At 59.6% G+C, this 24,238-nt stretch carries 24 protein-coding genes; 9 read left to right on the forward strand and 15 right to left on the reverse strand.

Annotated elements, in window-relative coordinates:
- The first annotated feature begins 173 nt into the window (after positions 1 to 173).
- The gene (locus NXC24_RS19660) at positions 174 to 1,706 is read left to right on the forward strand and encodes a M48 family metalloprotease (protein ID WP_104825269.1); all 1,533 of its coding nucleotides are present in this window, start codon (positions 174 to 176) and stop codon (positions 1,704 to 1,706) included.
- A 121-nt stretch (positions 1,707 to 1,827) separates the two neighbouring features.
- On the opposite strand, the gene NXC24_RS19665 is transcribed toward NXC24_RS19660, so the two are convergent.
- The 5 genes from NXC24_RS19665 to NXC24_RS19690 all read right to left on the reverse strand — a co-directional run bounded on the left by NXC24_RS19665 (position 1,828) and on the right by NXC24_RS19690 (position 8,225).
- Positions 1,828 to 2,691, reverse strand: coding sequence for an RNA polymerase factor sigma-32 (locus NXC24_RS19665; RefSeq protein ID WP_104824818.1), 864 nt, complete (start codon positions 2,689 to 2,691; stop codon positions 1,828 to 1,830).
- Between the two features lie 409 nt (positions 2,692 to 3,100).
- The gene (locus tag NXC24_RS19675) at positions 3,101 to 3,673 is read right to left on the reverse strand and encodes a CarD family transcriptional regulator (protein WP_028751538.1); all 573 of its coding nucleotides are present in this window, start codon (positions 3,671 to 3,673) and stop codon (positions 3,101 to 3,103) included.
- A 399-nt stretch (positions 3,674 to 4,072) separates the two neighbouring features.
- A complete protein-coding gene (fdxA, locus tag NXC24_RS19680; RefSeq protein WP_028751539.1) occupies positions 4,073 to 4,411 on the reverse strand; it encodes a ferredoxin FdxA in 339 nt (112 codons plus the stop codon).
- A gap of 208 nt (positions 4,412 to 4,619) precedes the next feature.
- Positions 4,620 to 5,024: an RNA-binding S4 domain-containing protein gene (locus tag NXC24_RS19685; protein ID WP_104824820.1), complete on the reverse strand. Its 405-nt coding sequence runs from the start codon at positions 5,022 to 5,024 to the stop codon at positions 4,620 to 4,622.
- Between the two features lie 3 nt (positions 5,025 to 5,027).
- Complete coding sequence (locus tag NXC24_RS19690) at positions 5,028 to 8,225, reverse strand: helicase-related protein (protein ID WP_104824821.1); 3,198 nt, start codon at positions 8,223 to 8,225, stop codon at positions 5,028 to 5,030.
- Positions 8,226 to 9,512: 1,287 nt separating this feature from the next.
- On the opposite strand from NXC24_RS19690, the gene NXC24_RS19695 reads away from it, so the two are divergent.
- Together NXC24_RS19695 and NXC24_RS19700 are read left to right on the forward strand one after the other, a co-directional pair.
- Entirely contained in the window at positions 9,513 to 9,668 is a 156-nt protein-coding gene (locus NXC24_RS19695) for a DUF3309 family protein (protein ID WP_104824822.1), read from the forward strand.
- 43 nt (positions 9,669 to 9,711) lie between these two features.
- Positions 9,712 to 9,966: a YMGG-like glycine zipper-containing protein gene (locus NXC24_RS19700; RefSeq protein ID WP_104824823.1), complete on the forward strand. Its 255-nt coding sequence runs from the start codon at positions 9,712 to 9,714 to the stop codon at positions 9,964 to 9,966.
- A gap of 398 nt (positions 9,967 to 10,364) precedes the next feature.
- On the opposite strand, the gene NXC24_RS19705 is transcribed toward NXC24_RS19700, so the two are convergent.
- Together NXC24_RS19705 and NXC24_RS19710 are read right to left on the reverse strand one after the other, a co-directional pair.
- Positions 10,365 to 11,090, reverse strand: a complete 726-nt coding sequence (locus NXC24_RS19705) for a beta-ketoacyl-ACP reductase (RefSeq protein WP_104824824.1) — start codon at positions 11,088 to 11,090, stop codon at positions 10,365 to 10,367.
- Between the two features lie 124 nt (positions 11,091 to 11,214).
- On the reverse strand, positions 11,215 to 12,396 hold the full coding sequence (locus NXC24_RS19710; RefSeq protein ID WP_104824825.1) for an acetyl-CoA C-acetyltransferase: 1,182 nt from the start codon (positions 12,394 to 12,396) through the stop codon (positions 11,215 to 11,217).
- A 237-nt stretch (positions 12,397 to 12,633) separates the two neighbouring features.
- Here NXC24_RS19710 and phaR point away from each other — a divergent pair, with 237 nt between their 5' ends.
- A complete protein-coding gene (gene phaR, locus NXC24_RS19715) occupies positions 12,634 to 13,206 on the forward strand; it encodes a polyhydroxyalkanoate synthesis repressor PhaR (protein ID WP_104824826.1) in 573 nt (190 codons plus the stop codon).
- A 90-nt stretch (positions 13,207 to 13,296) separates the two neighbouring features.
- Here the strand turns inward: phaR and NXC24_RS19720 are convergent, their stop codons facing one another.
- The 5 genes from NXC24_RS19720 to mtgA all read right to left on the reverse strand — a co-directional run bounded on the left by NXC24_RS19720 (position 13,297) and on the right by mtgA (position 16,424).
- Positions 13,297 to 13,704, reverse strand: coding sequence for a hypothetical protein (locus tag NXC24_RS19720; RefSeq protein WP_104824827.1), 408 nt, complete (start codon positions 13,702 to 13,704; stop codon positions 13,297 to 13,299).
- Positions 13,705 to 13,869: 165 nt separating this feature from the next.
- Positions 13,870 to 14,055 carry a 50S ribosomal protein L32 gene (gene rpmF / locus NXC24_RS19725; RefSeq protein ID WP_003543812.1) on the reverse strand — a complete coding sequence of 62 codons (186 nt, stop codon included), beginning with the start codon at positions 14,053 to 14,055 and terminating at the stop codon, positions 13,870 to 13,872.
- 179 nt (positions 14,056 to 14,234) lie between these two features.
- Complete coding sequence (locus NXC24_RS19730; protein ID WP_104824828.1) at positions 14,235 to 14,882, reverse strand: glutathione S-transferase family protein; 648 nt, start codon at positions 14,880 to 14,882, stop codon at positions 14,235 to 14,237.
- 12 nt (positions 14,883 to 14,894) lie between these two features.
- A complete protein-coding gene (locus tag NXC24_RS19735) occupies positions 14,895 to 15,617 on the reverse strand; it encodes a DUF1868 domain-containing protein (protein WP_104824829.1) in 723 nt (240 codons plus the stop codon).
- Between the two features lie 96 nt (positions 15,618 to 15,713).
- A complete protein-coding gene (mtgA, locus tag NXC24_RS19740) occupies positions 15,714 to 16,424 on the reverse strand; it encodes a monofunctional biosynthetic peptidoglycan transglycosylase (RefSeq protein ID WP_104825270.1) in 711 nt (236 codons plus the stop codon).
- A gap of 214 nt (positions 16,425 to 16,638) precedes the next feature.
- Between mtgA and NXC24_RS19745 the strand changes: the two genes are divergently transcribed.
- Positions 16,639 to 17,553, forward strand: coding sequence for a polyprenyl synthetase family protein (locus tag NXC24_RS19745; RefSeq protein ID WP_104824830.1), 915 nt, complete (start codon positions 16,639 to 16,641; stop codon positions 17,551 to 17,553).
- Positions 17,554 to 17,691: 138 nt separating this feature from the next.
- Positions 17,692 to 18,339 carry a LysE family translocator gene (locus NXC24_RS19750; RefSeq protein ID WP_104825271.1) on the forward strand — a complete coding sequence of 216 codons (648 nt, stop codon included), beginning with the start codon at positions 17,692 to 17,694 and terminating at the stop codon, positions 18,337 to 18,339.
- A gap of 19 nt (positions 18,340 to 18,358) precedes the next feature.
- On the opposite strand, the gene ispG is transcribed toward NXC24_RS19750, so the two are convergent.
- Positions 18,359 to 19,612, reverse strand: a complete 1,254-nt coding sequence (gene ispG / locus NXC24_RS19755; protein ID WP_104824831.1) for a flavodoxin-dependent (E)-4-hydroxy-3-methylbut-2-enyl-diphosphate synthase — start codon at positions 19,610 to 19,612, stop codon at positions 18,359 to 18,361.
- Between the two features lie 117 nt (positions 19,613 to 19,729).
- Positions 19,730 to 20,929 carry an MFS transporter gene (locus tag NXC24_RS19760; RefSeq protein ID WP_104824832.1) on the reverse strand — a complete coding sequence of 400 codons (1,200 nt, stop codon included), beginning with the start codon at positions 20,927 to 20,929 and terminating at the stop codon, positions 19,730 to 19,732.
- Positions 20,930 to 21,183: 254 nt separating this feature from the next.
- Here NXC24_RS19760 and NXC24_RS19765 point away from each other — a divergent pair, with 254 nt between their 5' ends.
- On the forward strand, positions 21,184 to 22,056 hold the full coding sequence (locus NXC24_RS19765) for a DMT family transporter (RefSeq protein ID WP_104824833.1): 873 nt from the start codon (positions 21,184 to 21,186) through the stop codon (positions 22,054 to 22,056).
- 136 nt (positions 22,057 to 22,192) lie between these two features.
- Here the strand turns inward: NXC24_RS19765 and NXC24_RS19770 are convergent, their stop codons facing one another.
- Positions 22,193 to 22,693 (reverse strand): BA14K family protein, encoded by a 501-nt coding sequence (locus tag NXC24_RS19770; protein ID WP_104824834.1) that lies wholly within the window; start codon positions 22,691 to 22,693, stop codon positions 22,193 to 22,195.
- Between the two features lie 175 nt (positions 22,694 to 22,868).
- Between NXC24_RS19770 and NXC24_RS19775 the strand changes: the two genes are divergently transcribed.
- Both NXC24_RS19775 and NXC24_RS19780 read left to right on the forward strand, forming a co-directional pair.
- Positions 22,869 to 23,333, forward strand: a complete 465-nt coding sequence (locus NXC24_RS19775) for a GNAT family N-acetyltransferase (protein WP_199773501.1) — start codon at positions 22,869 to 22,871, stop codon at positions 23,331 to 23,333.
- 112 nt (positions 23,334 to 23,445) lie between these two features.
- The gene (locus NXC24_RS19780) at positions 23,446 to 24,219 is read left to right on the forward strand and encodes an amino acid ABC transporter substrate-binding protein (RefSeq protein ID WP_104824835.1); all 774 of its coding nucleotides are present in this window, start codon (positions 23,446 to 23,448) and stop codon (positions 24,217 to 24,219) included.
- The last annotated feature ends 19 nt before the right edge of the window (positions 24,220 to 24,238 follow it).

A 24,238-nucleotide genomic window follows, 5' to 3' on the forward strand; every position in this document is an offset into this window, starting at 1 on the left:
TTTAAACGGAGTCTCGCTATGCAACTGCTGCCGAAATCGGCTACAGCAAAGGGCAGAGACCACCCGGACGAACTCAGGTCCGATCGGGGTGGATGCAACCTTTGACGAAACGCGGCGATGATCTGCCTAGTCATGATCAACCGGGTTCGGCGTCCGGCCGGCATGGCAGTAAGATGAGTGGGACACAGGCACTGAAGCAGAGCGACTACGCAGGACGAAGGATCAGCACGACTGTCGCGGCCCATGCGCGCCGCTTGGCCCCCATCCTCATTGCCGCGGCGGTGCTCAACGGCTGTCAGTCGGTGCTGGATCAATCCTACCAGCCGAATATTTCGCCATCGTCCAGCCCGCAGATCGTTTCCGAAGTACAGAAGAACGATCCGCGCGCGCAGATGGGCGCCCGCGAGCATCCGCGCATTCTGGCGAGCTATGGCGGCGAGTATAAGGATGCCAGGACCGAGCGCCTGGTCGCCCGCATCGCCGGCGCACTAACGAGCGTGTCGGAAAATCCGCAGCAATCCTATCGCATCACCATTCTGAATTCGCCGTCGATCAATGCCTTCGCGCTGCCCGGCGGCTATCTCTACGTCACGCGCGGCCTGTTGGCGCTTGCCAACGATGCCTCGGAAGTCGCCGCCGTGCTGTCGCATGAAATGGCGCACGTCACCGCCAATCACGGTATCGAGCGCCAGAAGCGAGAAGAGGCTGAAGTCATCGCCAGCCGCGTTGTCTCCGAAGTTCTGTCGAGCGATCTTGCCGGCAAGCAAGCCCTCGCCCGCGGCAAGCTGCGCCTTGCCGCCTTCTCTCGCCAGCAGGAGCTTCAGGCCGACGAGATCGGCATCCGCACGCTTGGCCAGGCCGGCTACGATCCTTATGCGGCAGCCCGCTTCCTCAATGCGATGGAAGACTACAGCCATTTCATGACGGCTAATTCCGACGCAGACCAGAGCCTCGACTTCTTATCGAGCCATCCGAGCACGCCGCAGCGCATCGATCTTGCCAAGATGCATGCCCGTGAATTCGGCGAGGAAGGTAAGGTCGGCGATGCCGGCCGTGATTATTACCTCAACGGCATCGACGGCCTGCTTTATGGCGACAGCCCGGAAGAAGGCTATGTGCGTGGCCAGACCTTCCTGCACGGCGGTCTCGGCATTCGCTTCGATGTCCCGCCCGATTTCCACATCGACAACAAGGTCGAGGCGGTCATGGCGACCGGCCCGGGCGATATCGCCGTCCGCTTCGACGGCGTAGCGGACAATCAGAATCAGAACCTGACGAATTATATTTCCAGCGGCTGGGTCACCGGTCTCGATCCCTCGACCATCAGGGCCATCACCGTCAACGGCATGGAGGCGGCCACTGCGCGTGCCTCGGCCGATCGCTGGGATTTCGACGTAACCGTCATCCGCGACCGCTCGCAGATCTTTCGCTTCCTGACGGCCGTGCCGAAAGGCAACACGACCGCCTTGCAGCAGACGGCCGACGTGCTTCGCTCAAGCTTCCGGCACATGACGCCGGAAGAAGCCTCATCACTGAAGCCGCTGCGCGTGCGCGTCGTGACGGTCAAGACAGGCGATAATATCACAACGCTCGCCGCCCGCATGATGGGCACCGACCGCAAACTCGATCTCTTCAAGCTGATCAACGCCCTGCCAACGGGCGCAAACGTCGCGCCCGGCGACAGGGTCAAGATTATTTCCGAATAATTGATCGCGTATCTTCGCCCCAGCACGAAAATGCCGCGCACAGCGCGGCTTGAGGGCGTTATCGAGAAAAGCTGCCTTTTTGCTGGTACCTGATCCTTCCCCCATGGGGAGAAGGTTTTTATCAAGCGTAACTCGCCATACGCGGATCGGCGTCGACCGGAGCGCTGCGGAGTTTTTCCATGGCGCGGCTTTCGATCTGACGCACGCGTTCCTTGGAAATGCCGAGATCGGCGCCCAGCTCCTCCAGCGTCGCGCCATCCTCCACCAGCCGGCGGGCCCGGATGATCTTCATTTCACGCTCATTGAGGTGCTTCAAGGCGGAAGCCAGCCAGACGCGGCGGCGCTCGCCATCGATCATATTGGAGACCTGTTCGTCGGGCAGAGGCTCGTCGCTGATCAGGAAATCCATGCGCTCGGCGCTTTCGGCGTCACCGGAAATCGACGGCGCCTGCAGGGATGCATCATTGCTGGAGAGGCGCGCATCCATGGTCTGCACATCGGCAAGGCTGACGCCGAGGGCGACGGCGATTTCTTCGTGGATCGACTGCACCGTAACGCCGGTATTGCCCCGGGCGAGCTTTGCACGCAGGCGGCGGAGATTGAAGAACAGCGCCTTCTGCGCCGAACTCGTGCCCCCGCGCACGATCGACCAGTTGCGCAGGATATAATCCTGGATCGAAGCGCGGATCCACCAGCTTGCATAGGTCGAGAATCGTACCTCCCGTTCCGGTTCGAACCTTGCCGCCGCCTCTAGGAGACCTACATAGCCTTCCTGTACCAGATCGCTCATCGGCAAGCCGAAATTGCGGAATTTGCCCGCCATCGAAATAACGAGGCGCATGTGGGCTGTGGCGATCTTGTTGCGAGCGCCGCGGTCGTCGTGATCCTTCCAGCGGATGGCGAGGTCGTGCTCTTCATCGCGGCCGAGATAGGGAGCGGCCATCGCGATCTTAATCATACGCCGATCTGCAGACATATTCTTCATATGCATATCCCCTAATCCTGCCCCAAAATCGTCTCTGTGCTACGGTCAACGGAAAAGACAACAAACATCGTTTCCCGACATCGCTGCGCGGGTGAAAATCTATGAATGGAATGCAATTGGAGGCCGATCTCCGGATATCCGACGATCGGTGTTACGGGTCTAATTCGGCTTCTCCGAAATGACCTGGCGAAGGAAATGACTTCCGATCGCCGGGAAATTTCCAATCAAAACGCATGGGGTCCGGTCCTCGTGAACGTTAAGGGAAACGGCTGGGCGAGAAACTCTGATAACGAGAAAGCGCGCACCAGCCGCAAATACGAAACCTAAACGCATCAGACCAAAAAAGGTTCCAAAGAAAAAACCCGGCTCGAAGGCCGGGTTTTTTGACGTGGTATGTGAGCTTCCGGCCTTATGCGGCTTCGTCCTGGGAATCGTCTTCTTCGACGACCTTGCCGCGCTTCGGGCCCTTGTTCAGATTGACTTCGACGAGGCGAACGGCCTCGGTCTCGGACATCTTGTTGACGGCGGCGATTTCGCGCGCCATGCGATCGAGCGCAGCTTCATAGAGCTGACGTTCGGAATAGGACTGCTCCGGCTGGTTCTCGGCGCGATAGAGATCGCGAACCACTTCGGCAATCGAGATCAGATCGCCGGAATTGATCTTGGCATCATATTCCTGGGCGCGGCGCGACCACATGGTACGCTTGACGCGAGCCTTGCCCTGAACAACCTTAAGCGCCCGATCGACGAAATCAGTCTCGGAAAGCTTACGCATTCCGATGCTCATGGCCTTGGCCACGGGCACCTTCAGACGCATCTTGTCTTTTTCGAAGTCGATTACAAAAAGCTCAAGCTTCATGCCTGCGACTTCTTGCTCTTCAATCGCGGTAATCGTACCAACACCGTGAGCGGGGTATACGATCGATTCGCCGGTCTTGAAGCCATGGCGTGCTGCTGAAGGTTTTTTCTGCTGGATCGTCATTCTTTTCAAAAACTCCCTGTTACGCACCCAGCATGAGCCGGGGCCGGGTCAGTCAGGCCCGGTTGAGACGGAAGCACCGTCGGGGTGACTTCATCCTGGTCCAGCCAGACGCGTGCAAAAAGAAATCCGTTCATCGCGATCCCAGACCCGACAACTCAAAACGTTGATATGTCAAGGAAACCGCGTACGGATTTGTTACTTGCTTTCGTGATGGTTTGGGGCACGCGAAATGCCGCAGTGGATCAGTGTGAGGAAGCTATCACAAAAATCTGACTAAATCAATAATTTGCTTTACGCACACCAAAACGGCCACGTCGACCGCTCCGGCGGCCAACGGCAATGATTCGTCTTTAAGCGTTATCGACTACACCTTTATCGACGGCCTGTCACGGCCCTCAATCAGTCACCCGAACCAGGGTTGGTCGAGAAATATTTCTCGAACTTGCCCTGTTCGCCGTCCATTTCCTTGGCTTCCGGGAGAGGATCGCGCTTGACCGTAATATTCGGCCAGATCGAGGCATAATCCGCGTTGATTTTCAGCCACTTGTCGAGGCCCGGCTCGGTATCGGGCTTGATCGCCTCGGCGGGACATTCCGGCTCGCAAACGCCGCAATCGATGCATTCGTCGGGATGAATGACGAGAAAATTCTCACCCTCGTAGAAGCAGTCGACGGGGCAGACTTCCACGCAATCGGTGTATTTGCAGCGAACGCAATTGTCGGTCACGACGTATGTCATGAAGCACTCCAGGGATGTCTCTCGTTTTCCGCGGATGCGCAACCTGGAACGTCACGCTTTTCCCTCGGAAGCCGGCGGACAGGCGTATGCGCTATGCGCAGGCATGCCGACCGGCTGGTTACCAGCGGGTTGACCGTGAGGTATCGACTTTGCCGGCCAATTTCAAGGGATAAACAGTCCCAAAATCATGGAGTTCGAGCAGAGTTTTCTAATCATCCTCGGAGGTCAGCCGGTCTATAGCTCGCCGGTCGCGTTTCGTCGGCCGTCCGCTGCCCGGCGCGCGGAGCGCCTGCTCGAAGGGAGTGAGACGTTTTGTCTCATCTGGCGGCGGCGTCAGATCCTCATAAAGCAGCTTCGCTTCTTCAAAGGGACCTCTGCGCTCGCCCGGCTGACGCACGATCAGGACGACGTCGCGCCGCTCGAGCGAGAGCTCGATCCGGTCGCCTGCCTTGACGCCGTAGCTCGGCTGAACGACCCGCTCGCCATTCACCCGCACGCTGCCGTTCTGGACATAGACCTGCGCCAGCGAGCGGGATTTTACCATGCGGGCAAAGAACAGCCACTTGTCGATGCGCTGGCGCGAACCGGAAGATGGCTGCTTTTCGTCCGTCATGGCCTATTTCTTCATCTGCTCCTTGAGGGCAGCGAGCTTGGCGAAAGGAGAATCCGGATCGATCGGCTTTTCCTTGCGCGGCGGCTTGGCCTCGAAGCGCAGCGGCTGCGATGCGCCGCGATTGTTGCGGTCGTTCCGATCATTGCGATCGTTACGCTCTTTCCGGTCACCCCGGTCGCCGCGATCCTGGCGGTCGTTGCGTTCGGAACGATTGCCCTGATGCTGCGGACGGCCGCCGTCGCGATTGCCGCGCGGTCCTCGGTTGTCGCCACGGGCCTCGCGCCCTTCGCGATTATCCCGGCCCTCGCGGTTGCCTTCGCCGTTCGCCTGCTGCTCGCCACCGCCGTTGCGGCGATTACCCTGGTGACCGCGCCCCTCGCCCTGATGGCCGCGACGATCGCCATGGCCGCGTCCACCCTGGCGCTGCTGGTTATCGCTGCGTCCGCCAAGACGCCAAAGCAGAACCGGCTTCGGTTCGACCGGCTCGGTGGCGGCGACATCCGCACCCGGACCCGGCAGCTCGGCTGTAGCCTCAGAGGCTTCCATTGGCTCGGCAGCGGCGGCAGGCTCAGCAGGAGCTTGCGCTGCGGGAACCGCATCCTGTGCGGCGGTTTCGCCTTCGGTAGCCGGCTCATCGCCTGCGCCATCGGCATCGTCGTGATCGGCCTTCTCTGCGACGGTTTCCGCAACCTGCGCCGGAGCAGGTGCCGAGGAGGTATCCTGCTGCGAAAGGAAGGCTGCCGCATCTTCGGCCTTCACCGCGTCGGCCCGATAGCCGAGACCCTTCAGGATCTCTTCCATATCTTCCAGCGTTGCGCCGAGAATGGAGAGCATCGCGGTCGTCGTCGTGAAGCGGCGGCCGTCATAGGCGCCTTCCGGACGCGACGCCTGCCCAGGCTTCCACTGCAAGAGCGGACGAATAATATCCGCTAGCCGCTCGAGAATGTCGATGCGCACCGCCCGCTTGCCGAGGAAGCGGAAGCCGGCGAGCTTATAGAACATGCGCTCGAAAGTCGGATCGGTGACCACGGACGTACGGCCCGCCGCCAGAACCGGGATCAGGTCGCCATAGCCCGGCTTGTCGAGGCCGTCGTTCTTCAATGCCCAAAGCAGGGTGATGAGCTCGGCCGGAGCCGGCTTCAGCAGAGCGGGCACGAAAATGTGGTAGGCGCCGAAGCGGACACCGTAACGGCGCATCGAGGCGCGCGCGTCCTGGTCCAGCGATTTCACCTCTTCCGTGACGTCGCGGCGGAAGAGCACGCCGAGATTTTCGACGAGCTGGAACGCCAGCCCCTTGGCAAGACCCTGCAAATCTTCGGCGCGCGACAGATCGTCGAGCGGCTTCAGCACCGTGCTGATATGATGATTCACGAAGCGCTCGATGCGCGCGGCGACATGATCACGCGCATTGCCCGTCAACTGCTCGTCTGCGAGCAGGATGACGCGCGGACGCATGACGTGATCGCTGCCCGACAGCCGCGCCACGGGATCGCCGAGCCAACGGACGAGGCCATCCGCACTGATCGCCAAATCGCTGTTGCCTGCCGCATGGATACGGGCGGCGCGCGCCTCGAATTCCAGCGCCAGCGCCTTCTGCGAGGCCGTCTGGACAGCCTTGGCGTCCGGCCCCTCGGTTCCCGCGATAGGCGTGAACCGGAATCCGGTCAACTGTCCCACATGATGCCCCTCAACGAAGACATCCCCATTCACACTGATTTCAGCTTCCAGCATCGCATTCTCTCTCAGGCGCTTCATGAGCACAGATGTCCTGCGATCAACAAAGCGTTTCGTCAACCTCTCATGTAACGCGTCAGACAATCGATCTTCGATTTCCCGCGTCTTTTCTTGCCAGTGTGTCGGATCGGCAAGCCAACCGGGCCGGTTCGACACATAGGTCCAAGTCCTTATCTGCGCGATTCGCGCCGAAAGCGTGTCGATCTCACCGTCCGTCCGATCGGCGCGATGCACCTGCTCGGCGAGGAAGTCCTCTTTTACCGTGCCATAGCGCACAAGGTCGGAAAAGAGGGTGGCGATAAGATCGGCATGCTGGGCGGGCGTAATCCGCCGATAATCCGGAAGCGCGCAGGCTTCCCATAATTTTTCGACCCGCGCCGGATTATTGGCGAGATCGGAAATCTCCAGATCGCGCGACAGATATTCCAGCGCCTGCTGATCGACCGCCGGCAGTGCCCGCGTCAAGCCCTGTACGCGCGGTGCGCTCTCGAGGCTCGCGCGCAGCGAAGCGATCGAGGAGAAATCGAATTCCTTGGTTCGCCATTGTAGCACTTTAACCGTATCGAACTCGTGACCCTCAATGCGCCGTACCAATTCGTCGTCGAAGGGATCCACCTGGCCCGTTACGCCAAAAGTGCCGTCCTTCAGATGACGACCGGCGCGGCCGGCGACCTGGCCGAGTTCGCCCGGATTGAGATTGCGGAACTGATAGCCGTCAAACTTGCGATCCTGGGCAAAGGCGACGTGATCGACATCCAGATTGAGCCCCATGCCGATCGCATCGGTCGCCACGAGATATTCGACATCGCCGGCCTGATAGAGCGCGACCTGTGCGTTGCGGGTACGCGGGCTGAGCGCGCCGAGGACAACGGCGGCACCGCCGCGCTGGCGACGGATGAGTTCGGCGATGGCATAGACTTCGTCGGCGGAGAAGGCGACGATCGCTGTGCGCTGCGGCAGGCGGGTGATCTTCTTCTGTCCGGCATAGAAGAGATGCGACAGCCGCGGCCGCTCAACGACGGTGATCCCCGGCAGGAGCTGCTCAAGGATCGGCCGCATCGTGCCGGCGCCGAGCAGCAGGGTCTCGTCCCGCCCGCGCAAATGCAGGATACGGTCGGTGAAGATATGGCCGCGCTCCAGATCGCCGGCGAGCTGCACTTCATCGATCGCGACGAAAGAGGCCCGCGTCTCACGCGGCATCGCTTCGACGGTGCAGACGGAATAGCGCGCATTGGGCGGCGAGATCTTTTCTTCGCCGGTGACCAGCGCGACATACTGAGCCCCGACCTTCTCGACGACACGCGTATAGACCTCGCGCGCCAAGAGCCGCAGCGGCAGGCCGATGACGCCATTGCCGTGCGCCACCATGCGCTCGATGGCATAATGAGTCTTGCCGGTATTGGTGGGTCCGAGCACCGCGGTCACGCCGCGTCCGCTCAGGATCATTGGCTGCGAAGTCTGAGTCATAGGTCCATGCATGGGCGAGAAACCACTGTCTTCCGATCAGCAAGGTCCCCAGGGAAGAGAAGAAGAGATGACGACCATATGTGACAAAGGCAAGACCTGAATGAAAAAACAACGGCTAGAATATGCGATTTTATCTTTGGCCGTCTCAACCGAAAGCTACATTCTCTCTGCATCCAAAACGAGTCCGGGTGAGTCGAGAACAGCTTGAGAACGAATCGGCGACGAATCGCTGACTCCGCCCTGTTCCCTTTGTGTTCACCACTATATGGATTTCGATTTACAAACCGCCACCAGATAGTGAATCGCATTGGGACTCCTTTTTCACGTGAATCAGGAGCCATCACGCGAATCCGGCGAACCAGCCTTCCCGTTTGGAAACATGGTTAACCATCTGTAAATTCCGCAATTTTCCGAGATAAATATCGAGAACGGCTCTGAGTTAAGATTCGGGCCAAAGCCGGAACGAATCGGCGACGAATCGCTGACTTTCCACAATTCCGCATTTGTTCTCCACAACATCTAGTGCCTTCTCCGGCGAAATGCCCAGGACTCTGCAGGGTTGAAGCGCCAAATCACGTCGAATCGTGGATTGCAATTAACTTTTGAGCGAAACGTAATATGAAAAGTCCATAATCTCTCGCATTGATTGCAATCGTTAACTTTCCGACCAAAGCCGGAACGAATCGGCGACGAATCGCTGATTATGTCGTGTACTGTATTTGTTCACGGCTAGATATAGCGTTCGGAGGGGAAGCTCATCCAAAGGGAGGATGATGTGACGATATGGGTAGCGAAAAAATTCGCCGGCATTAACCATTTCGACCGAGGAATTACCACTTTCCGGCGATAAGGCCTAAACCTTCCTCGCCGAAAGGGGTAGGTTCTCCGAGGCCACAATCCCTGCCGCCGTTAACCAAAGCCCAAATACAGAACGAATCGCTGACGAATCACGGACAAGCTCGCTTTCCCGTTTCGTTCACCGCAACATATTGTATTTTAAATTGTTTTTAACCATATCCCGCGGTCGTCGGCGGGTATTTTCTTGCGCAGCTCGCAGCCGGGCATTAACCTTTGCCCGGGGCATGCCGGCTCATCTTCATGTCTTGTTATTTCTGAGCCGGAACAATTTCTCGTGAAATAAGTTTCTATCGACAGCGGCATTGGTGCGCCCTCATTCTCGAGGAGTGGATAAGGACGCATCGGCACTTGTATCTAGGCGCATCTTATCCGCTTGCGTGAGGTCGCTCTGGCGGGATGCTCTAGGCGCTGGACGCGGAGGAATACGCTATGCTTGGTACAATATTGCTCGTGATTTTGATTCTGCTGCTGATCGGAGCGCTCCCGAACTGGGGTTACAGCCGAGGTTGGGGATATGGTCCATCAGGTGGTCTCGGACTAGTTCTCGTCATCGTTCTTATTCTGCTATTGATGGGCCGGATCTGATCCGGCTGAGTTTGTTGAAAATCTCACACTAGGGAGCAATACCATGAAGAAAATCATTGTCGCGATCGCTCTTGTCGGCGCACTCGCCTCATGCACAGCAACCGAGAAGGGCACAGCCATAGGCGCCGGCACCGGCGCGATCATAGGCGGTGTCGCCAGCAATAGCTGGGGTGGCGCCGCAATCGGTGCCGTCGCCGGTGGCGCCGTTGGCTACCTCATCGGCCGGTCCCACGAGCACCAGGGCTATTGCATCTACCGCGACCGCTATGGCCGCCGCTATGAGGCTCGCTGCCGGTAAGCCGGTATAGACAAAGATCGATTTCTTCCGGCCGATCGTCAGCGCTTCGTTGACGATCGGTCATGAAAGCCAAATCTTTCGCGCCGAAAATTTGGGCCGACATTTCTTGAGACGAACACTCACACCCACGCAGGTTTCGGGGGGATCGCGTCAACGTTTTTGGAAAGGAACGGCACCATGGCCGAATTCATTGCAAGTATCGCAGCATTCGCTCTTGTCGGCACCACATTTTATGTACTCGGCCATGCCGTACGGATGCGGGACAAGGAAATGCGCCGTGTGGTCCTTAAGCCTGTCGTTTTGGAATTCAAACCCCGGCCACGGCCGTCCGTGAATTCACGCCAGCGATGACTGCCGGGCAATTTCCCGGCAATCATCCGCCACTTCAGCCCATCAGCTCAAACGAAGAACTGGCCGCCATTGGCGCTGATCGTCGATCCCGTGATGAAGCCGGAATCGTCGCTAGCAAGGAAGACCGCGACGCGGGCGACTTCCTCGGGCTCGCCGAGGCGTCCCACAGGGATCTGCGGAATGATGCGCTCGTTCAGCACCTTTTCCGGCACCGCCAGCACCATCTCGGTGCCGATATAACCGGGGCAGATGGCATTGACGGTGATGTTCTTGGCAGCACCCTCCTGGGCCAGCGCCTTGGTGAAGCCGAGATCGCCGGCCTTGGCGGCGGAATAGTTCGCCTGGCCCATCTGGCCCTTCTGACCATTGATCGAAGAGATGTTGATGACGCGGCCGAAGCTGCGGTCACGCATGCCCTGCCAGACATGATGCGTCATGTTGAACAGGCCGGTAAGGTTGGTATTGACGACCTCGTGCCACTGCTGCGGCGTCATCTTGTGGAACATGGCGTCACGGGTGATCCCGGCATTGTTGACGAGGATCTCGATGGGGCCAAGCTCCTCCTGCACCTTGGCAATGCCGACGCCGCAAGCTTCATAGTCGGACACATCCCATTTATGGACGGAAATGCCCGTCTCCTCGCGGAAAGCCTGTGCCTTCTCGTCGTTGCCGGCATAGGTTGCCGCAACCCGGTAGCCTGCATTGCGCAGCGCTATCGAAATGGCCGCCCCGATGCCGCGTGTCCCGCCTGTCACCAACGCCACTCTGCTCATGTCCACTCCCCTCTGTTACCGCTAGAGCAGGATGAGCGAACCCGAATCGCTCATCCGTCTCTCGCTATTTATTTTAGCATGACCTTGTTTACAACCATTCCCGCATCGTTTGGCGCGACGCGGCTCAAAGCGCCTCGAAGCACATGGCGACACCCATGCCGCCGCCGATGCAGAGCGTTGCGAGACCCTTCTTGGCGCCGCGGCGCTTCATTTCGAACAGCAGCGTGTTGAGGATGCGCGCGCCGGAGGCGCCGATCGGATGGCCGATGGCGATGGCACCGCCATTGACGTTGACGATCGACGTATCCCAGCCGAGATCCTTGTTGACGGCGCAGGCCTGTGCAGCGAAGGCCTCGTTTGCCTCGACGAGGTCGAGATCGCCGACCGACCAGCCCGCCTTTTCCAAGGCCTTGCGCGAGGCAGGGATCGGGCCGCTGCCCATGATCTGCGGATCGACGCCGGCAGTTGCCCAGGAGACGATACGTGCAAGCGGCTGGATGCCGCGGCGCGAGGCTTCCGACTCGGTCATCAGCACGGCAGCAGCCGCGCCGTCATTCAGGCCCGAAGCATTGCCGGCCGTCACCGTGCCTTCCTTGTCGAAGGCCGGGCGCAGCTTGGTCATGCCGTCCAGCGTCGCACCGTGACGGATAAATTCGTCGGCGTCGACGCTGACGTCGCCCTTGCGGCCCTTGACGATGAAGGGCACGATCTCATCCTTGAAACGGCCTGCGAGCTGGGCAGCCTCGGCCTTGTTCTGCGAGGAAACGGCGAACTGATCCTGGTCATCGCGCGAGAGCTGCCACTGGCGGGCGATGTTTTCCGCCGTGATGCCCATGTGATAGCCGTAGAAGGCGTCCGTCAGGCCGTCCTTGATCATCGTGTCGATCATCTTCATGTCGCCCATCTTGGTGCCGCCGCGAAGATGGGCGGCATGGGGGGCCATCGACATGGATTCCTGGCCGCCGGCAACGATGATCTTGGCGTCGCCCGAAGCGATCTGCTGCATGCCGAGCGCAACGGCGCGCAAACCGGAACCGCAGAGCTGGTTGACGCCCCATGCGGTTGCCTCCTGCGGGATGCCGGCCTTCATGGCGGCCTGACGGGCAGGGTTCTGCCCTTCGCCGGCCTGCAGCACCTGGCCGAGAATCACCTCATCGACTTCCCTGCCCTCGACACCGGCGCGTTCCAATGCGCCCTTGATGGCAGCAGCGCCGAGCTCATGAGCCGGAATGGTCGCAAAGGCGCCGTTGAAGGAACCGACAGCAGTGCGAGCTGCACTGGCGACGACGATGGATGGATTGCTCATGGAAGCCTCCTCACAGGTTGAACATATATAAGGCGAAACTGTCAAAGCTTTGCGCCGGAGTCAAACGCCAAGAATTTTGATCTTCCAGATTTCATGAAGCCGTCATCGCCGGCAAAAATCTGATTAATGGAAAGGGCTTGCCGCATCGCACAAACCGATTGTCACCAAGCTTCTTTTGCGTCTACACTTGGGGGTGGAGGAGTTTCCATACAATCAGACGGGTCCAGGAGACTGATAATGGCAAAGAATGAGGGCCAGATCGTAATCAAGAAATACGCCAATCGCCGCCTATACAATACCGGCACCAGCACGTACGTGACGCTGGATGACCTGGCGGAGATGGTGAAGAAGGGAGAGGAATTTATCGTCCAAGATGCAAAAAGCGGCGAAGAAATCACGCATTCGGTGCTGACGCAGATTATTTTCGAACAGGAATCGAAGACCGGAAATACGCTGTTGCCGATTTCATTCCTCCGGCAGTTGATCACCTATTACGGCGATCAGATGCAGATGGTCGTCCCGAGCTTTCTCGAACATTCCATGCGCGCCTTCACCGAACAGCAGACACAGATGCGCGATCAGATCAACCGCGCCTTCGGCGAAACGCCGCTCGGCAAGAACCTGCAATTGCCGATCCAGATGGTCGAAGAACAGGTCCGCCGCAATACCGAAATGTTCCAGCAGGCCATGCAGATGTTCTCCCCCTTCATGAAGCCGCCGGCAAAGGAAAGTCGCAAGGCGGAGGCAAAGGACATCGACGAGTTGAAAGAGCAGCTCCGCGCGATGCAGAACAAGCTGGATAGTTTGTGAGCATCTTGCCGATGCCCGCCCACAGTGCAGCGCCGCTTTAATCCGTGCTCTGTACGAGCTTCTCCCCGTCGGGGGAGAAGTCAAAAACCCTCACAATCCGATCGAAACATCCCGTCCCGCCGAGCGGATCGAGATCGTGAATCCGCCGATGACATCGATGAAGGTGATGACCATCAGGATGAAGAAGGTCTGTGTCGCCGCATCCTTGACCAGCAGGAATTCGACGAGATAGGCGATGAACACCAGCATCGACAGTATGTGATTGAGCAGCGAGCCGGAACCGTTGCGCGTCGCCTTCAAGATTTCGAAGAACAGCGTGATCAGCGCGATGACGATGAAGAGATCGCCGAGCTGCAGCGTCCATGTCGCGCCCGAGAGCATGGGAAGAGCAAGGATGACATTGTTGAGCGAAGCGATGCCGCCGGCGCCCATCAGACCCAGCATCGCCAGATTGTAGAGCACGAGCGGAACGATCATCAGCGGGAAGGCAACAATCATAGCCAGGAAAATCCCTTCGGAATTGAAGTCGCCGCGAGTCTTAAAGCAAATCCAGGAAAAGTGCGAAGCGTTTTCCGGCGTGATCCTGCTGAACCGAATGCACAAACAGAAAAAGGCCGGCGAGACGCCAGCCTTTTAATCTCAGCCTTTAAGGCAGCGCTTGAATTATGCGCTTTCCTTCGGCGTCAGAACCTGACGACCGCGATACATGCCGGTCTTCAGGTCGATATGATGCGGGCGACGCAGTTCGCCGGAGTTCTTGTCTTCGACATAGGTCGGAGCCTTCAGCGCATCGGCCGAGCGGCGCATACCGCGCTTGGACGGGCTCGTTTTTCTCTTCGGTACAGCCATTCTCGTTACTCCACTTTGCGGACGAAACATATCAGCGGCCAGCCAGGCGGCCGAAACAGACATGGATCAATTTCGGAAATTGGGCGGGCTTATACATGGCTAAAGGGACTTTGACCAGTCCCTTCCCGCATTTTTTGCCCGCACCATCTGATTCGGCGGGATGGAAGCCGAATCAGCGATCAGGCTTCGTCTTCCGGCACGATCCACGGCTCCTCACGCGCCGCTTTTTCCCATTTCTGCCAGGCGGGCAGGGCTTTCATCGCGGCCATATAGTCCAGCGTGTCGGCGGCACTGACGAGATCATAAACTTCAAAGCGGTTGACGATCGGCGCGAACATGGCATCGGCGCCGGAGAAAGCGCCGAACAGGAACGGGCCGCCGGATAGGGCGCGCATGTCGCGCCAGATCGTCTCGATCCGCGCCACGTCCTCCATGACACCCTCCGGCAGGTCGAGCCGGCTGACGGGGCGACGGATGTTCATCGGGCAGGCGTTGCGCAACGCCCGGAAGCCCGCCAGCATTTCCATGGAAATCGAGCGCGCCGTGGCCCGTGCCTGGCGATCACTAGGCCAGAGGCCTGCATCCGGGAAAAGCTCGGCCACATATTCGATGATGGCGAGCGATTCCCAGACCTTGAAGCCATCATGAACGAGCATCGGCACCCTGCCGGTCGGCGAAACCTCGCGGATGCGCGGGTTGCCGGCCGGAAAGTCGAAGGGGATCAGCACCTCTTCGAATGCGATGCCGCAACCCTCCAAGGCGATCCACGGCCGAAACGACCAGGAGGAATAGTTCTTGTTTCCGATATAGAGGGTCAGCTTGTCCATGATTTGTCCTTCTTATTTTTGGAACTCGAATACCAGAAGTTCCTCGAAATGCTTCATGTCGTCGAATGCGCAGAAAGCCGGTGGTCGCAGCTCGAGAACCGGCACCTCGGCGCGAACATCGGCGGCAACCTTGTCCAGCATCGCCTGCCAGCGTGGCAGCGCCTCGTCATCCAGCCGCTCGATGACATAGGAGAAGGTGATGTGGAACGGATAGACGTCATGATCGGGATGGCGATAGCCGAGTAGATCCGCAAAAGCGTTGCGCCACTCCCGCATCACCTGCTGATCCCTCTCGGTCGCGCCATCCATCAAGAGGCCGCTCGGCCGCGCACGCGTCACCGCCACGTTGAAGGGATCGCGCATGGAAAAAGCCTTCAGGCGCTCGCCCATGATCTCGGTCATCTCATCGATCGGCGTATCGAGCGCGATATCCGCCGGCCAATAGAGCTGCTTGCGGCGATATTCGATAATACCCTGAAACAGCGTCATATGCAGGCTGGAAATCGGCGTAAAGGTGAATTGCGCGGCTTCCGGCATCGCCAGAAATTTCTCGCGCGCCGCAACGAGGGCCTGCTGCGTTTCGGAGCCTTCCACCACATGGCAGACGATCGTATTGCCAGGCTCGTATTGGAAATTGCCCGAGAGATCAAAGCGCGTGCCGAGATGAATGGACGGTTCGGGATGGCGGCTCTTGGAATAGTTCAGCAGTTCGGGCGAGAAGGCATCAATGTTCATTGGGCAAATGTCCGGTTTGGTTGGCAGATACCCGCCCTTACGTCACAAGCAAGAATGTCAGATGACGGTCAGCCAATCGAACGACAAGTTCTGATATCAGTTATAAAGGCATTTGATGTACTCGCCGGAACTCCTCGCGCGGCGCTGGATCAGCGAGGCGAGTTGGCGCAGTCCGCGCCCCGGCTTGCTTGCCACCCGGTCGATCGGATTGGGCAGAGAGACGGCGAGAAGAGCGGCCTGACGGGCGTTCAGCTTCGAGGCGGGCACCTTGAAATGATAGCGTGCCGCCGCCTCTATGCCGTAGATGCCCGGCCCCCATTCGGCGATATTCAGATAGATTTCCATCATCCGCCGCTTCGACCAGACGAACGAGGAGGAGACGGCCAGCGGCAGCTCCAGCGCCTTGCGCACGAAGGAGCGGCTGTTCCAGAGGAAAAGATTCTTTGAGGTCTGCATGGGGATGGTGCTGCCGCCCCGCGTGGACTGGCCCCGCAGCGTATCCTGTACCAGCATGCGCATCTCGCCCCAGTCGACCCCACCATGAAAGCAGAATTGTCCGTCCTCAGAAGCCATGACCGACTGCACCAGCACCGGCGCTATCTCATCGAAGGAAACCCACCGACGATCATATCCCTGAAACGTGAGGGCATCGCGCAGCATCAAAGTCGAAATCGGGTGGGTGAATGGCAGAACGTAAAGCAGGATGAACAGATAGGGCAGCAGCATCAAACCGACGAGGAGGAGAACGATACGCTGCCAGAGCGGACGGGCCTTGAACCGTGCAAGCCGGCCCGAGCGTTGCGGCATCTCGGCTTCCTCATCGCTGTCCGTCGGTATGTCCAATTGCTGAAGGTCCACCCGTTGCTCCACCCCGGAGCACTCCTGCGTCCGAGGAACGCGCAGGAATGCTGCAATTGTCATACCGTCTACACAGAGCGATGACCAGAGTGCGACGAGATTCCCACCCTGGCTGTTGACAATTCTCGTTGCCAGCAACACGCACTCATGCCAAACAGCGGCCATGGACAGCACCAATTCCTCCTTCGAACATCGCCTCAGGGACAATGCCGGCAAGGTCGAGGCTGTCCTGAACGAGCTTCTCGCGGACGCCTGCCTGAACGGTGAGATCATCCGTCCCACCCGCCTGCTCGAAGCGATGCGTCATGGCGTGCTGAACGGCGGCAAGCGACTGCGACCCTTTCTCGTGATGGAGACGGCCGCACTTCTCGGCGGCAACGGCGACGCAGCGCTCCGCATCGGAGCGGCGCTCGAATGCGTGCACTGTTATTCGCTGGTCCACGACGACCTGCCGGCGATGGACGACGACGATCTGCGCCGCGGGCAGCCGACCGTGCATGTCGCCTTCGACTATGCAACGGCGATCCTCGCCGGCGATAGCCTGCTGACCTATGCCTTCGATATCATCGCCGCGCCGGAAACCAGCCTGCCGGCCGACCGGAAGATCGAGCTCGTGCTGGCGCTATCGCGCGCGGCGGGGATCGGCGGGATGGCCGGCGGTCAGGCCCTTGATCTTGCTGCCGAAAAAGAGACGCCGGACGAACGCGGCATCACCACGCTGCAGGCCATGAAGACCGGTGCGCTGATCCGCTTTGCCTGCGAAGCCGGCGCCATCATCGCCGGTGCCCCGGCTGAGGACCGTCAGCGGCTGCGTATCTTCGGCGAAAAGATCGGTCTCGCCTTCCAACTCGCCGACGATCTCCTCGATTTGACCGCCGATGCTGCAACCATGGGCAAGGCCACCGGCAAGGATGCCGCCCGCGGCAAAGGCACGCTGGTCGCGCTGCATGGCCAGGCCTGGGCCGAAACCACGCTTGCGCGCCTGGTGGCGGAAGCCGCGGAGTTGCTCTCTCCCTATGGAGAGAAGGCGGCTTTGCTGATCGAGACGGCGCGCTTCGTGGCAAGCCGCCGGAGCTGAGAAGCTCTCGGCGCAAAATGTCACCGTGACAAAAAATCTCCGGGACAAGAGTGACGTCCTGGCGATTCCGTGGCAATTCTGGCGCCTGCAGTGTCAAGCACGCGGAATTGGCCGCGCTGTCTGACATCCTGCGGAGCTATCCCATGCAATGAGGCGCTTGCCTATCTGCCGCAGATCCTGCCGGCCTATATTGCCTATATCATCGCCGTCGTCAGTCCTGGACCGGCGATCATGGCCATCATCGGAACATCAATGACCCACGGCCGCAAGGCGGGCATGACGATTTCGCTCGGCATCTTCGGCGGCTCGCTGACCTGGGCGATCGCTGCCGCCGCCGGGCTTGCCACCCTGTTGCAAACCTACGCGATGGCGCTGGAGATCCTGAAGATTTTTGGCGGGTTCTATCTGCTCTATCTCGCCTACAAGGCATTTCGCGCTGTGCGCGCCAGTGGCGACCTGCCGGCCGCCACGGCGGAGCAGAAGACGCCAAGCTTCAAGTCGCTGATCCTGCGCGGCTACGGCATCCACGTCACCAATCCGAAAGCGATCTTCGCTTGGCTCGCCATCATCGCGCTCGGTATGCCGCCGGGTGCGCCGGCTTCCGTTGCGGTACTCATTATAACCGTGTGCGGAGCGACCGGTTTTGTTGCTTTCATGGGCTATGCGACGCTGTTCTCGACGCCGCATGCTCTGAAGATTTACAGGAACGCGCGCCGATGGATCGAAGGCGCCATGGCCGGCTTCTATTGCTTTGCCGGCATCAAGCTGCTGACCAGCAACGTCTGAGGCCAGTTCCGGCGGCGGATCACTCCGCCGCAGCACTCTTCTGGCCGAAACGCTTCTCGATATAGTCGGTAACCAGCGCCTCGAAGTCCGAAGCGATATTCGGGCCGCGCAGCGTCATCGCCTTCTTGCCGTCGATGAAGACTGGGGCGGCGGGCGTTTCGCCAGTGCCGGGCAGCGAGATGCCGATATCGGCATGCTTGCTCTCGCCGGGACCATTGACGATGCAGCCCATGACGGCGACGTTGAGCGCCTCGACACCCGGATATTTCTCGCGCCAGACCGGCATGTTCTTGCGGATGTCGTTCTGAATGTTCTGCGCCAGTTCCTGGAACACGGTCGAGGTCGTCCGGCCGCAGCCGGGACAGGCCGCGACAACCGGCACGAACTGGCGGAAACCCATCACCTGCAGCAGTTCCTGCGCCACCTGCACTTCGCGGGTGCGGTCGCCATTCGGCTCCGGCGTCAATGAGACACGGATAGTGTCGCCGATGCCGTGCTGCAGCACATAGCCCATGGCGGCGGATGAGGCGACGATGCCCTTCGAGCCCATGCCGGCCTCGGTGAGGCCAAGATGCAGCGCATGATCGGAACGGGCAGCGAGCATGGAATAGACGGCGATCAGGTCCTGCACCTGGCTGACCTTGGCCGAGAGAATGATGCGATTGCGCGGCAGGCCGATTTCCTCGGCAAGGTCGGCCGAAATCAGCGCCGACTGCACGATCGTCTCGCGCGTCACCTCGCGGGCCGAGAGCGGCGAGCCCTCGGCCGCATTCTTGTCCATCAGCGCCGTCAGCAGGTCCTGGTCGAGCGAGCCCCAGTTGACGCCGATGCGCACCGGCTTGTCGTAGCGGATCGCCATCTCGATGATTTCAGCGAATTGCTTATCCTTCTTGTCCTTGAAGCCGACATTGCCGGGATTGATGCGGTATTTCGCCAGCGCCTCGGCGCAGGCCGGATGGTCGGCAAGCAGCTTATGGCCGATATAATGGAAATCGCCGATCAGCGGCACGTCCATGCCAAGGCGCAGCAGCCGCTCGCGGATCTTCGGAACGGCGGCGGCACTTTCGTCGCGATCGACGGTGATGCGCACCAGCTCAGAACCGGACCTATAGAGCGCTGCGACCTGCGCCACCGTCGAATCGATATCGGCGGTATCGGTGTTGGTCATGGACTGCACGACCACGGGCGCGCCGCCGCCGACAATCACGCCGCCGACATCGACGGCAACGGAGGAACGGCGCGGTTTCGGATCGAAATCACTGGCGGACGACATGGAAAGCTCTCGTTAGCCTCGGGAAATGGGTGCCTTTCAGGTGGATCACGGAGCGGTCGTTGTCAACCGCTCCGGGCTTCACTTTTGCTCAGGCGATAGCAGGCGAAAGCGACCAAATTAATGCGAGCCGCTGCCAATGCCGTCGGCGTAATGGGCCAGAGACGACAGCGCCAGCACGATGAGCAGCAGCACCGGCAGCGCCATCAGAACCGGCGAAAAGCCGACGTGCTCGGCGGCGAAACCGATGGCGGAAGGAGCGACCAGCATGCCGGAATAGCCCATGGTGGTGACGACGGAGATGCCGATGCCCGGCTGCAGCCCCGGAATATTGCCGGCGGCCGAAAAGGCGATCGGCACCATGTTGGAAATACCGATGCCGCAGAGCGCGAAGCCGACAATGGCAAGTTCCGCATTCGGCGCCAGCGCCGCAAGCAGCATGCCGACAATCGCAAAGACGGTGCAGACCCGCAGCGTCTTGACGGCGCCCAGCCGGTCGCGAACGAAATCGCCGGCAAAGCGCATCGTTGCCATGGTGAGGGAGAAGGCGGCGAAGCCAAATCCGGACAATGTCACCGAAGCGGCCTTTTCCTGGCCGAGATAGAGGGCGCTCCAATCAAGCACCGCACCTTCCGGAATCATGCAGAACAGCGCCATCATGCCGAGCAGCCAGGGCAGGGGGATCATCGGCAAGCGCGCCTTCGGCTTTGCCTCGTCCGGATGCGGCTGGTCGCCGAGCATCATCGGCCAGGCGACAGCGAGGAAGAGAACAGCAAGGGCCGTGGCCGCCTCGGCATGGCCGAGCACGCCCCAGCGCGAGATCAGAAAACCGCCGATCGCCGAGCCGATGAGGCCGCCAAGACTCCAGAACGCGTGACAGGACGACATGATCGCCCGACGCATGGATTTCTCCACCGACACGGCATTGGCATTCATCGCCACATCCATGGCGCCGATGAAGCCGCCAAACAGGAAGATGGCGATCGCGGCAGTCCAGACATTCTGGGTGACGGTCAAGGCGAGCAACATCGGCACCAGCAACACGGCAAAGGCCTTGACGACGATCTTCGAGCCGCGCCCGGCAATCTGCGCGCCAGCCATCGGCATCATCACCAGCGACCCCAGACCGAAGACAAGGATCATCAGGCCGAGCTCGAATTTGGTCAGTTGCAGCCGTTCGGCGAACTCCGGAATCTTTGGCGCCCAGCAGCCGACGGTGAAGCCGTTCATCAAAAACAGCAGGGAAACGGCTGCGCGCGATTTTGTGAAAAATCCGCTTCTACGAGCCTGAAAGCTCCCGGATCGAGTCATATCATCCATAAGAAATCCCCAAATCGGTGGCCGCAGGATATTTAAATCGATTGAAATCTCAACATCCGAAAAGACGCCGATCGGTCACGTTTCGTCTCCGTCTGTTAAAACGGAGGCAAGGAAGTCACAACCGCAAACAATGTTTCTCATGCGGTTTATCCAGCCCATATGGCCTATTGACGGCGAAAAAGTAGCCGCCTATCCGTTGAGCCTTAAAAGAAATTTTCCGCCGGCCTGCCTCAAGCCATTCCCCTGGTGCTTCCGTGAAAAACCCCATCAGCTACGGCATCCTGCTTACGGTGTTTGCCTATATGCTGTTCACTGCCCACGATTCGGTGGTGAAATTGCTCGTCGCCGACATCCCCGTCTGGCAGATCCTCTTCTGGCGCAGTTGCACCATCCTCGCCGGCTGCTTCCTCTTCGAAGGGCCGTCGCTGGCGCGCAAGGTCCGCCGCTCGCCGATCATCAAGCCGATGATCGTGCGCAGCATGTTGCTGGTTATCGCCTGGACCTCCTACTATTCCGCCGCCCGCTACCTGCAGCTTGCCGAAGTGACGACACTTTATTACGCCGCCCCGGTCGTCGGCACGATCCTGGCGACCATCGTCCTGCGCGAGAAGGTCACCCTGGTCCGGTGGACGGCGGTCGGCCTCGGCTTCTGCGGCGTCGTGATCGCCTCCAATCCGGTCGGCCTGTCCATTTCCTGGCCCGTCTATCTGGCGCTGCAGGCCGCCGTGCTCTGGGCGACCGGCATGGTGCTCCTGCGCAAGACCGCGCTGCACGAAAAAAGCCATATCCAGATGGCCGTCTCGAACATCATCTTCATCCTCCTGACCGCCACCATGGCCATCCTGCATTGGCAGACGCCAACCGCCTATCAGATGTTGCTGCTTTTCGGCACAGGCGTCATTGCCGGCGCAGGACAGCTTGCCTTGTTCGAAGGTATGCGGCAGGCGCCGGTCTCCGTTCTGGCGCCGTTCGAATATACGTCCCTCATCTGGGCTTTCCTGCTTGGCTTCCTGATCTGGGGCGACATCCCCAAGGCCAACACCTTCCTCGGCGCAGCCTTCATCCTCAGCGCCGGCTTGATCATCATCGTCAGCGAGCGAATGAAGGGGAAAGTGGCAACGGTTTGACGAGGAGCAGATAGCGGCGGCTGGACTCGTTATGCGCAGTCGGCCATACGCGCGGTTCGACAGCAACCATGGCCTGACTGACCGGCAGCTATCCGCCACCAGTAACCAATCCTAAAAGATGCTTTTTGCGCCATCACTAGTATGGCGCGACGCACGGCCGTCTCGGACCATAGGAGGGCTGGAACGTATCATCGTAAGCCCTGTAGGACCGATAACGCGCATAGCACCAGCGCACATGCGCACTGCCGCCATAGTAGGCTCGTCGGTAATAGCGCGGACCATAATAGCCGCCGTAATACCGCGGACCATAATAGCCGCCGTAATAGCCAGGCCCATAATAGCCGCCGCCGTAATAGCCCGACCCGTAATAGCCGCCGTAATAATTCGGCTGCGCCAGTAGCCCGCCGATTAACGCGCCAGCAGCAAGGCCGCCGAGCGCCCAACCCCAGTTGTCGCCGTGGTGGTGATAGTATCCGCCATGATGGTAGTATCCGCCATGATAACCGCCATGCCAGTCTATCGGCTGCGCCTTCGGTGCCTCGACTTTCGGGACAACAATGATGGGAAACGCCTCAGCCGGCGGGACGCTTGTCAGCGCCGTCGCTAGCGACAAGGCAACGATTGCTAGCCTCTTCATTAGCTTCACCTTTCCGTCTACATTGCAGCCGATTATTATAACGCGGAAAGGACGGCGTGGCACTTAATTTCCGAGCTGGCCATGGCGTCGGCAGGGCTGACTTTTGCCGCCATTTCGCACCGGCGGATGCCTCATTCCATCCGGCGCGAAACCAATGCTGTTAATCGGGCTTATGATGACTCGCGAAGCTGGACCGCAAGACAAGGATTGGATCGTCAAGCTCCTCACAGAGCGATGGGGGGGCACGAAAGTCGCCGCCCATGGCGAGATTTTTGACCTGCTGGATCTGCCGGCGCTCGTCGTTGATCCCGAGCGGGGATTGGCAACCTACCGAATACAAGGCAATGAGGCGGAACTGATGTCGCTGGATGCGGTTCACTCCGGCCAGGGCGTGGGAACCGCTTTGATAGAAGCGCTCGCCGATCAATTGCGCCAGCAAAGCGTGTCGGCACTCTGGGTCATGACGACGAACGACAATCTCGATGCCCTCCGTTTCTACCAACGTCGAGGTTTCGAACTTCGGCGGGTTCGACCCGGGGCGGTCGACGAGGCACGGCGGCTGAAACCAAGCATTCCAGGGATCGCCGACAACGGAATCCCCATCAGAGACGAACTCGATTTGTGCCTTCAGCTCCTTTGAGAAAAATATTCGCAATTGCCGAATTCTTTTGCAGTTTTCTACGCTTCACTGCCCTAGATTTTCTGCAATGTATTCCTCATCGATTGAACCGCTCAAGAAACGGAAGAAAACAATGAACTGGTTGAAGACCGTCGCCGCTGCCGCCCTCGTGCAGACCGCATTTCTCCTGCCCGCCCATGCAGGCGATAACCTCAAGGCGATTCAGTCCGCCGGCGTTTTGAAGGTCGGCACGGAGGGCACCTATGCTCCTTTCACCTACCATGACGAAAGCGGCAAGCTCGTCGGCTTCGATGTCGAGATCGCCGAGGCGATCGCCGGCAAGCTCGGCGTGAAGGCGCAGTTTCTGGAAGGCAAGTGGGACGGCCTGATCGCCGGTCTCGATGCCAACCGCTACGACACCGTCATCAACGAAGTCGGCATCACCGATGCCCGCAAGCAGAAATATGATTTCTCCGATCCCTATATCGCCTCCAAGGCGGTGCTGATCGTCAAGGAAAGCAACAGCGACATCAAGGACTTCCCCGACCTCAAGGGCAAGAAGGCCGCACAGTCGCTGACCAGCAATTTCGGCAAGCTCGCCCAAACGTCCGGCGCCGAACTCGTCGGCACGGATGGCTTCGACCAGTCGATCCAGCTCGTGCTGACCGGCCGCGCCGACGCCACCATCAACGACAGCCTCTCCTTCTTCGATTTCAAGAAGCACAAGCCGGATGCGCCGGTGAAGATCGTCGCCCAGCAGGCCAATGCCGATTATTCCGCCGCCATCATCCGCAAGGGCGAGCCGGAGCTGCAGGCCGCCATCAACAAGGCGCTGGCCGATATCAAGGCTGACGGCACCTATGCCAAGATTTCGCAGAAATACTTCGGCCAAGACGTTTCGAAGTAATAGGCATCGCCGCCAAATT

This window comes from Rhizobium sp. NXC24 (genome assembly GCF_002944315.1).
In the GTDB taxonomy this organism is placed as follows: domain Bacteria; phylum Pseudomonadota; class Alphaproteobacteria; order Rhizobiales; family Rhizobiaceae; genus Rhizobium.

Excerpts from the sequence above, each read along its gene's own strand:
- fdxA (WP_028751539.1), bottom strand. The coding sequence starts at position 4,411 with ATGACATACGTCGTGACCGACAATTGCGTTCGCTGCAAATACACCGAT.
- phaR (WP_104824826.1), top strand. The coding sequence starts at position 12,634 with ATGGCAAAGAATGAGGGCCAGATCGTAATCAAGAAATACGCCAATCGC.
- NXC24_RS19660 (WP_104825269.1), top strand. The coding sequence starts at position 174 with ATGAGTGGGACACAGGCACTGAAGCAGAGCGACTACGCAGGACGAAGG.
- NXC24_RS19710 (WP_104824825.1), bottom strand. The coding sequence starts at position 12,396 with ATGAGCAATCCATCCATCGTCGTCGCCAGTGCAGCTCGCACTGCTGTC.
- NXC24_RS19760 (WP_104824832.1), bottom strand. The coding sequence starts at position 20,929 with ATGGATGATATGACTCGATCCGGGAGCTTTCAGGCTCGTAGAAGCGGA.
- NXC24_RS19775 (WP_199773501.1), top strand. The coding sequence starts at position 22,869 with ATGACTCGCGAAGCTGGACCGCAAGACAAGGATTGGATCGTCAAGCTC.
- NXC24_RS19685 (WP_104824820.1), bottom strand. The coding sequence starts at position 5,024 with ATGACGGACGAAAAGCAGCCATCTTCCGGTTCGCGCCAGCGCATCGAC.
- NXC24_RS19690 (WP_104824821.1), bottom strand. The coding sequence starts at position 8,225 with ATGACTCAGACTTCGCAGCCAATGATCCTGAGCGGACGCGGCGTGACC.
- NXC24_RS19720 (WP_104824827.1), bottom strand. The coding sequence starts at position 13,704 with ATGATTGTTGCCTTCCCGCTGATGATCGTTCCGCTCGTGCTCTACAAT.
- mtgA (WP_104825270.1), bottom strand. The coding sequence starts at position 16,424 with ATGCCGCAACGCTCGGGCCGGCTTGCACGGTTCAAGGCCCGTCCGCTC.
- NXC24_RS19730 (WP_104824828.1), bottom strand. The coding sequence starts at position 14,882 with ATGGACAAGCTGACCCTCTATATCGGAAACAAGAACTATTCCTCCTGG.
- NXC24_RS19745 (WP_104824830.1), top strand. The coding sequence starts at position 16,639 with ATGGACAGCACCAATTCCTCCTTCGAACATCGCCTCAGGGACAATGCC.
- NXC24_RS19665 (WP_104824818.1), bottom strand. The coding sequence starts at position 2,691 with ATGAAGAATATGTCTGCAGATCGGCGTATGATTAAGATCGCGATGGCC.
- NXC24_RS19770 (WP_104824834.1), bottom strand. The coding sequence starts at position 22,693 with ATGAAGAGGCTAGCAATCGTTGCCTTGTCGCTAGCGACGGCGCTGACA.
- NXC24_RS19700 (WP_104824823.1), top strand. The coding sequence starts at position 9,712 with ATGAAGAAAATCATTGTCGCGATCGCTCTTGTCGGCGCACTCGCCTCA.
- NXC24_RS19695 (WP_104824822.1), top strand. The coding sequence starts at position 9,513 with ATGCTTGGTACAATATTGCTCGTGATTTTGATTCTGCTGCTGATCGGA.
- ispG (WP_104824831.1), bottom strand. The coding sequence starts at position 19,612 with ATGTCGTCCGCCAGTGATTTCGATCCGAAACCGCGCCGTTCCTCCGTT.
- NXC24_RS19675 (WP_028751538.1), bottom strand. The coding sequence starts at position 3,673 with ATGACGATCCAGCAGAAAAAACCTTCAGCAGCACGCCATGGCTTCAAG.
- NXC24_RS19780 (WP_104824835.1), top strand. The coding sequence starts at position 23,446 with ATGAACTGGTTGAAGACCGTCGCCGCTGCCGCCCTCGTGCAGACCGCA.
- NXC24_RS19705 (WP_104824824.1), bottom strand. The coding sequence starts at position 11,090 with ATGAGCAGAGTGGCGTTGGTGACAGGCGGGACACGCGGCATCGGGGCG.
- rpmF (WP_003543812.1), bottom strand. The coding sequence starts at position 14,055 with ATGGCTGTACCGAAGAGAAAAACGAGCCCGTCCAAGCGCGGTATGCGC.
- NXC24_RS19735 (WP_104824829.1), bottom strand. The coding sequence starts at position 15,617 with ATGAACATTGATGCCTTCTCGCCCGAACTGCTGAACTATTCCAAGAGC.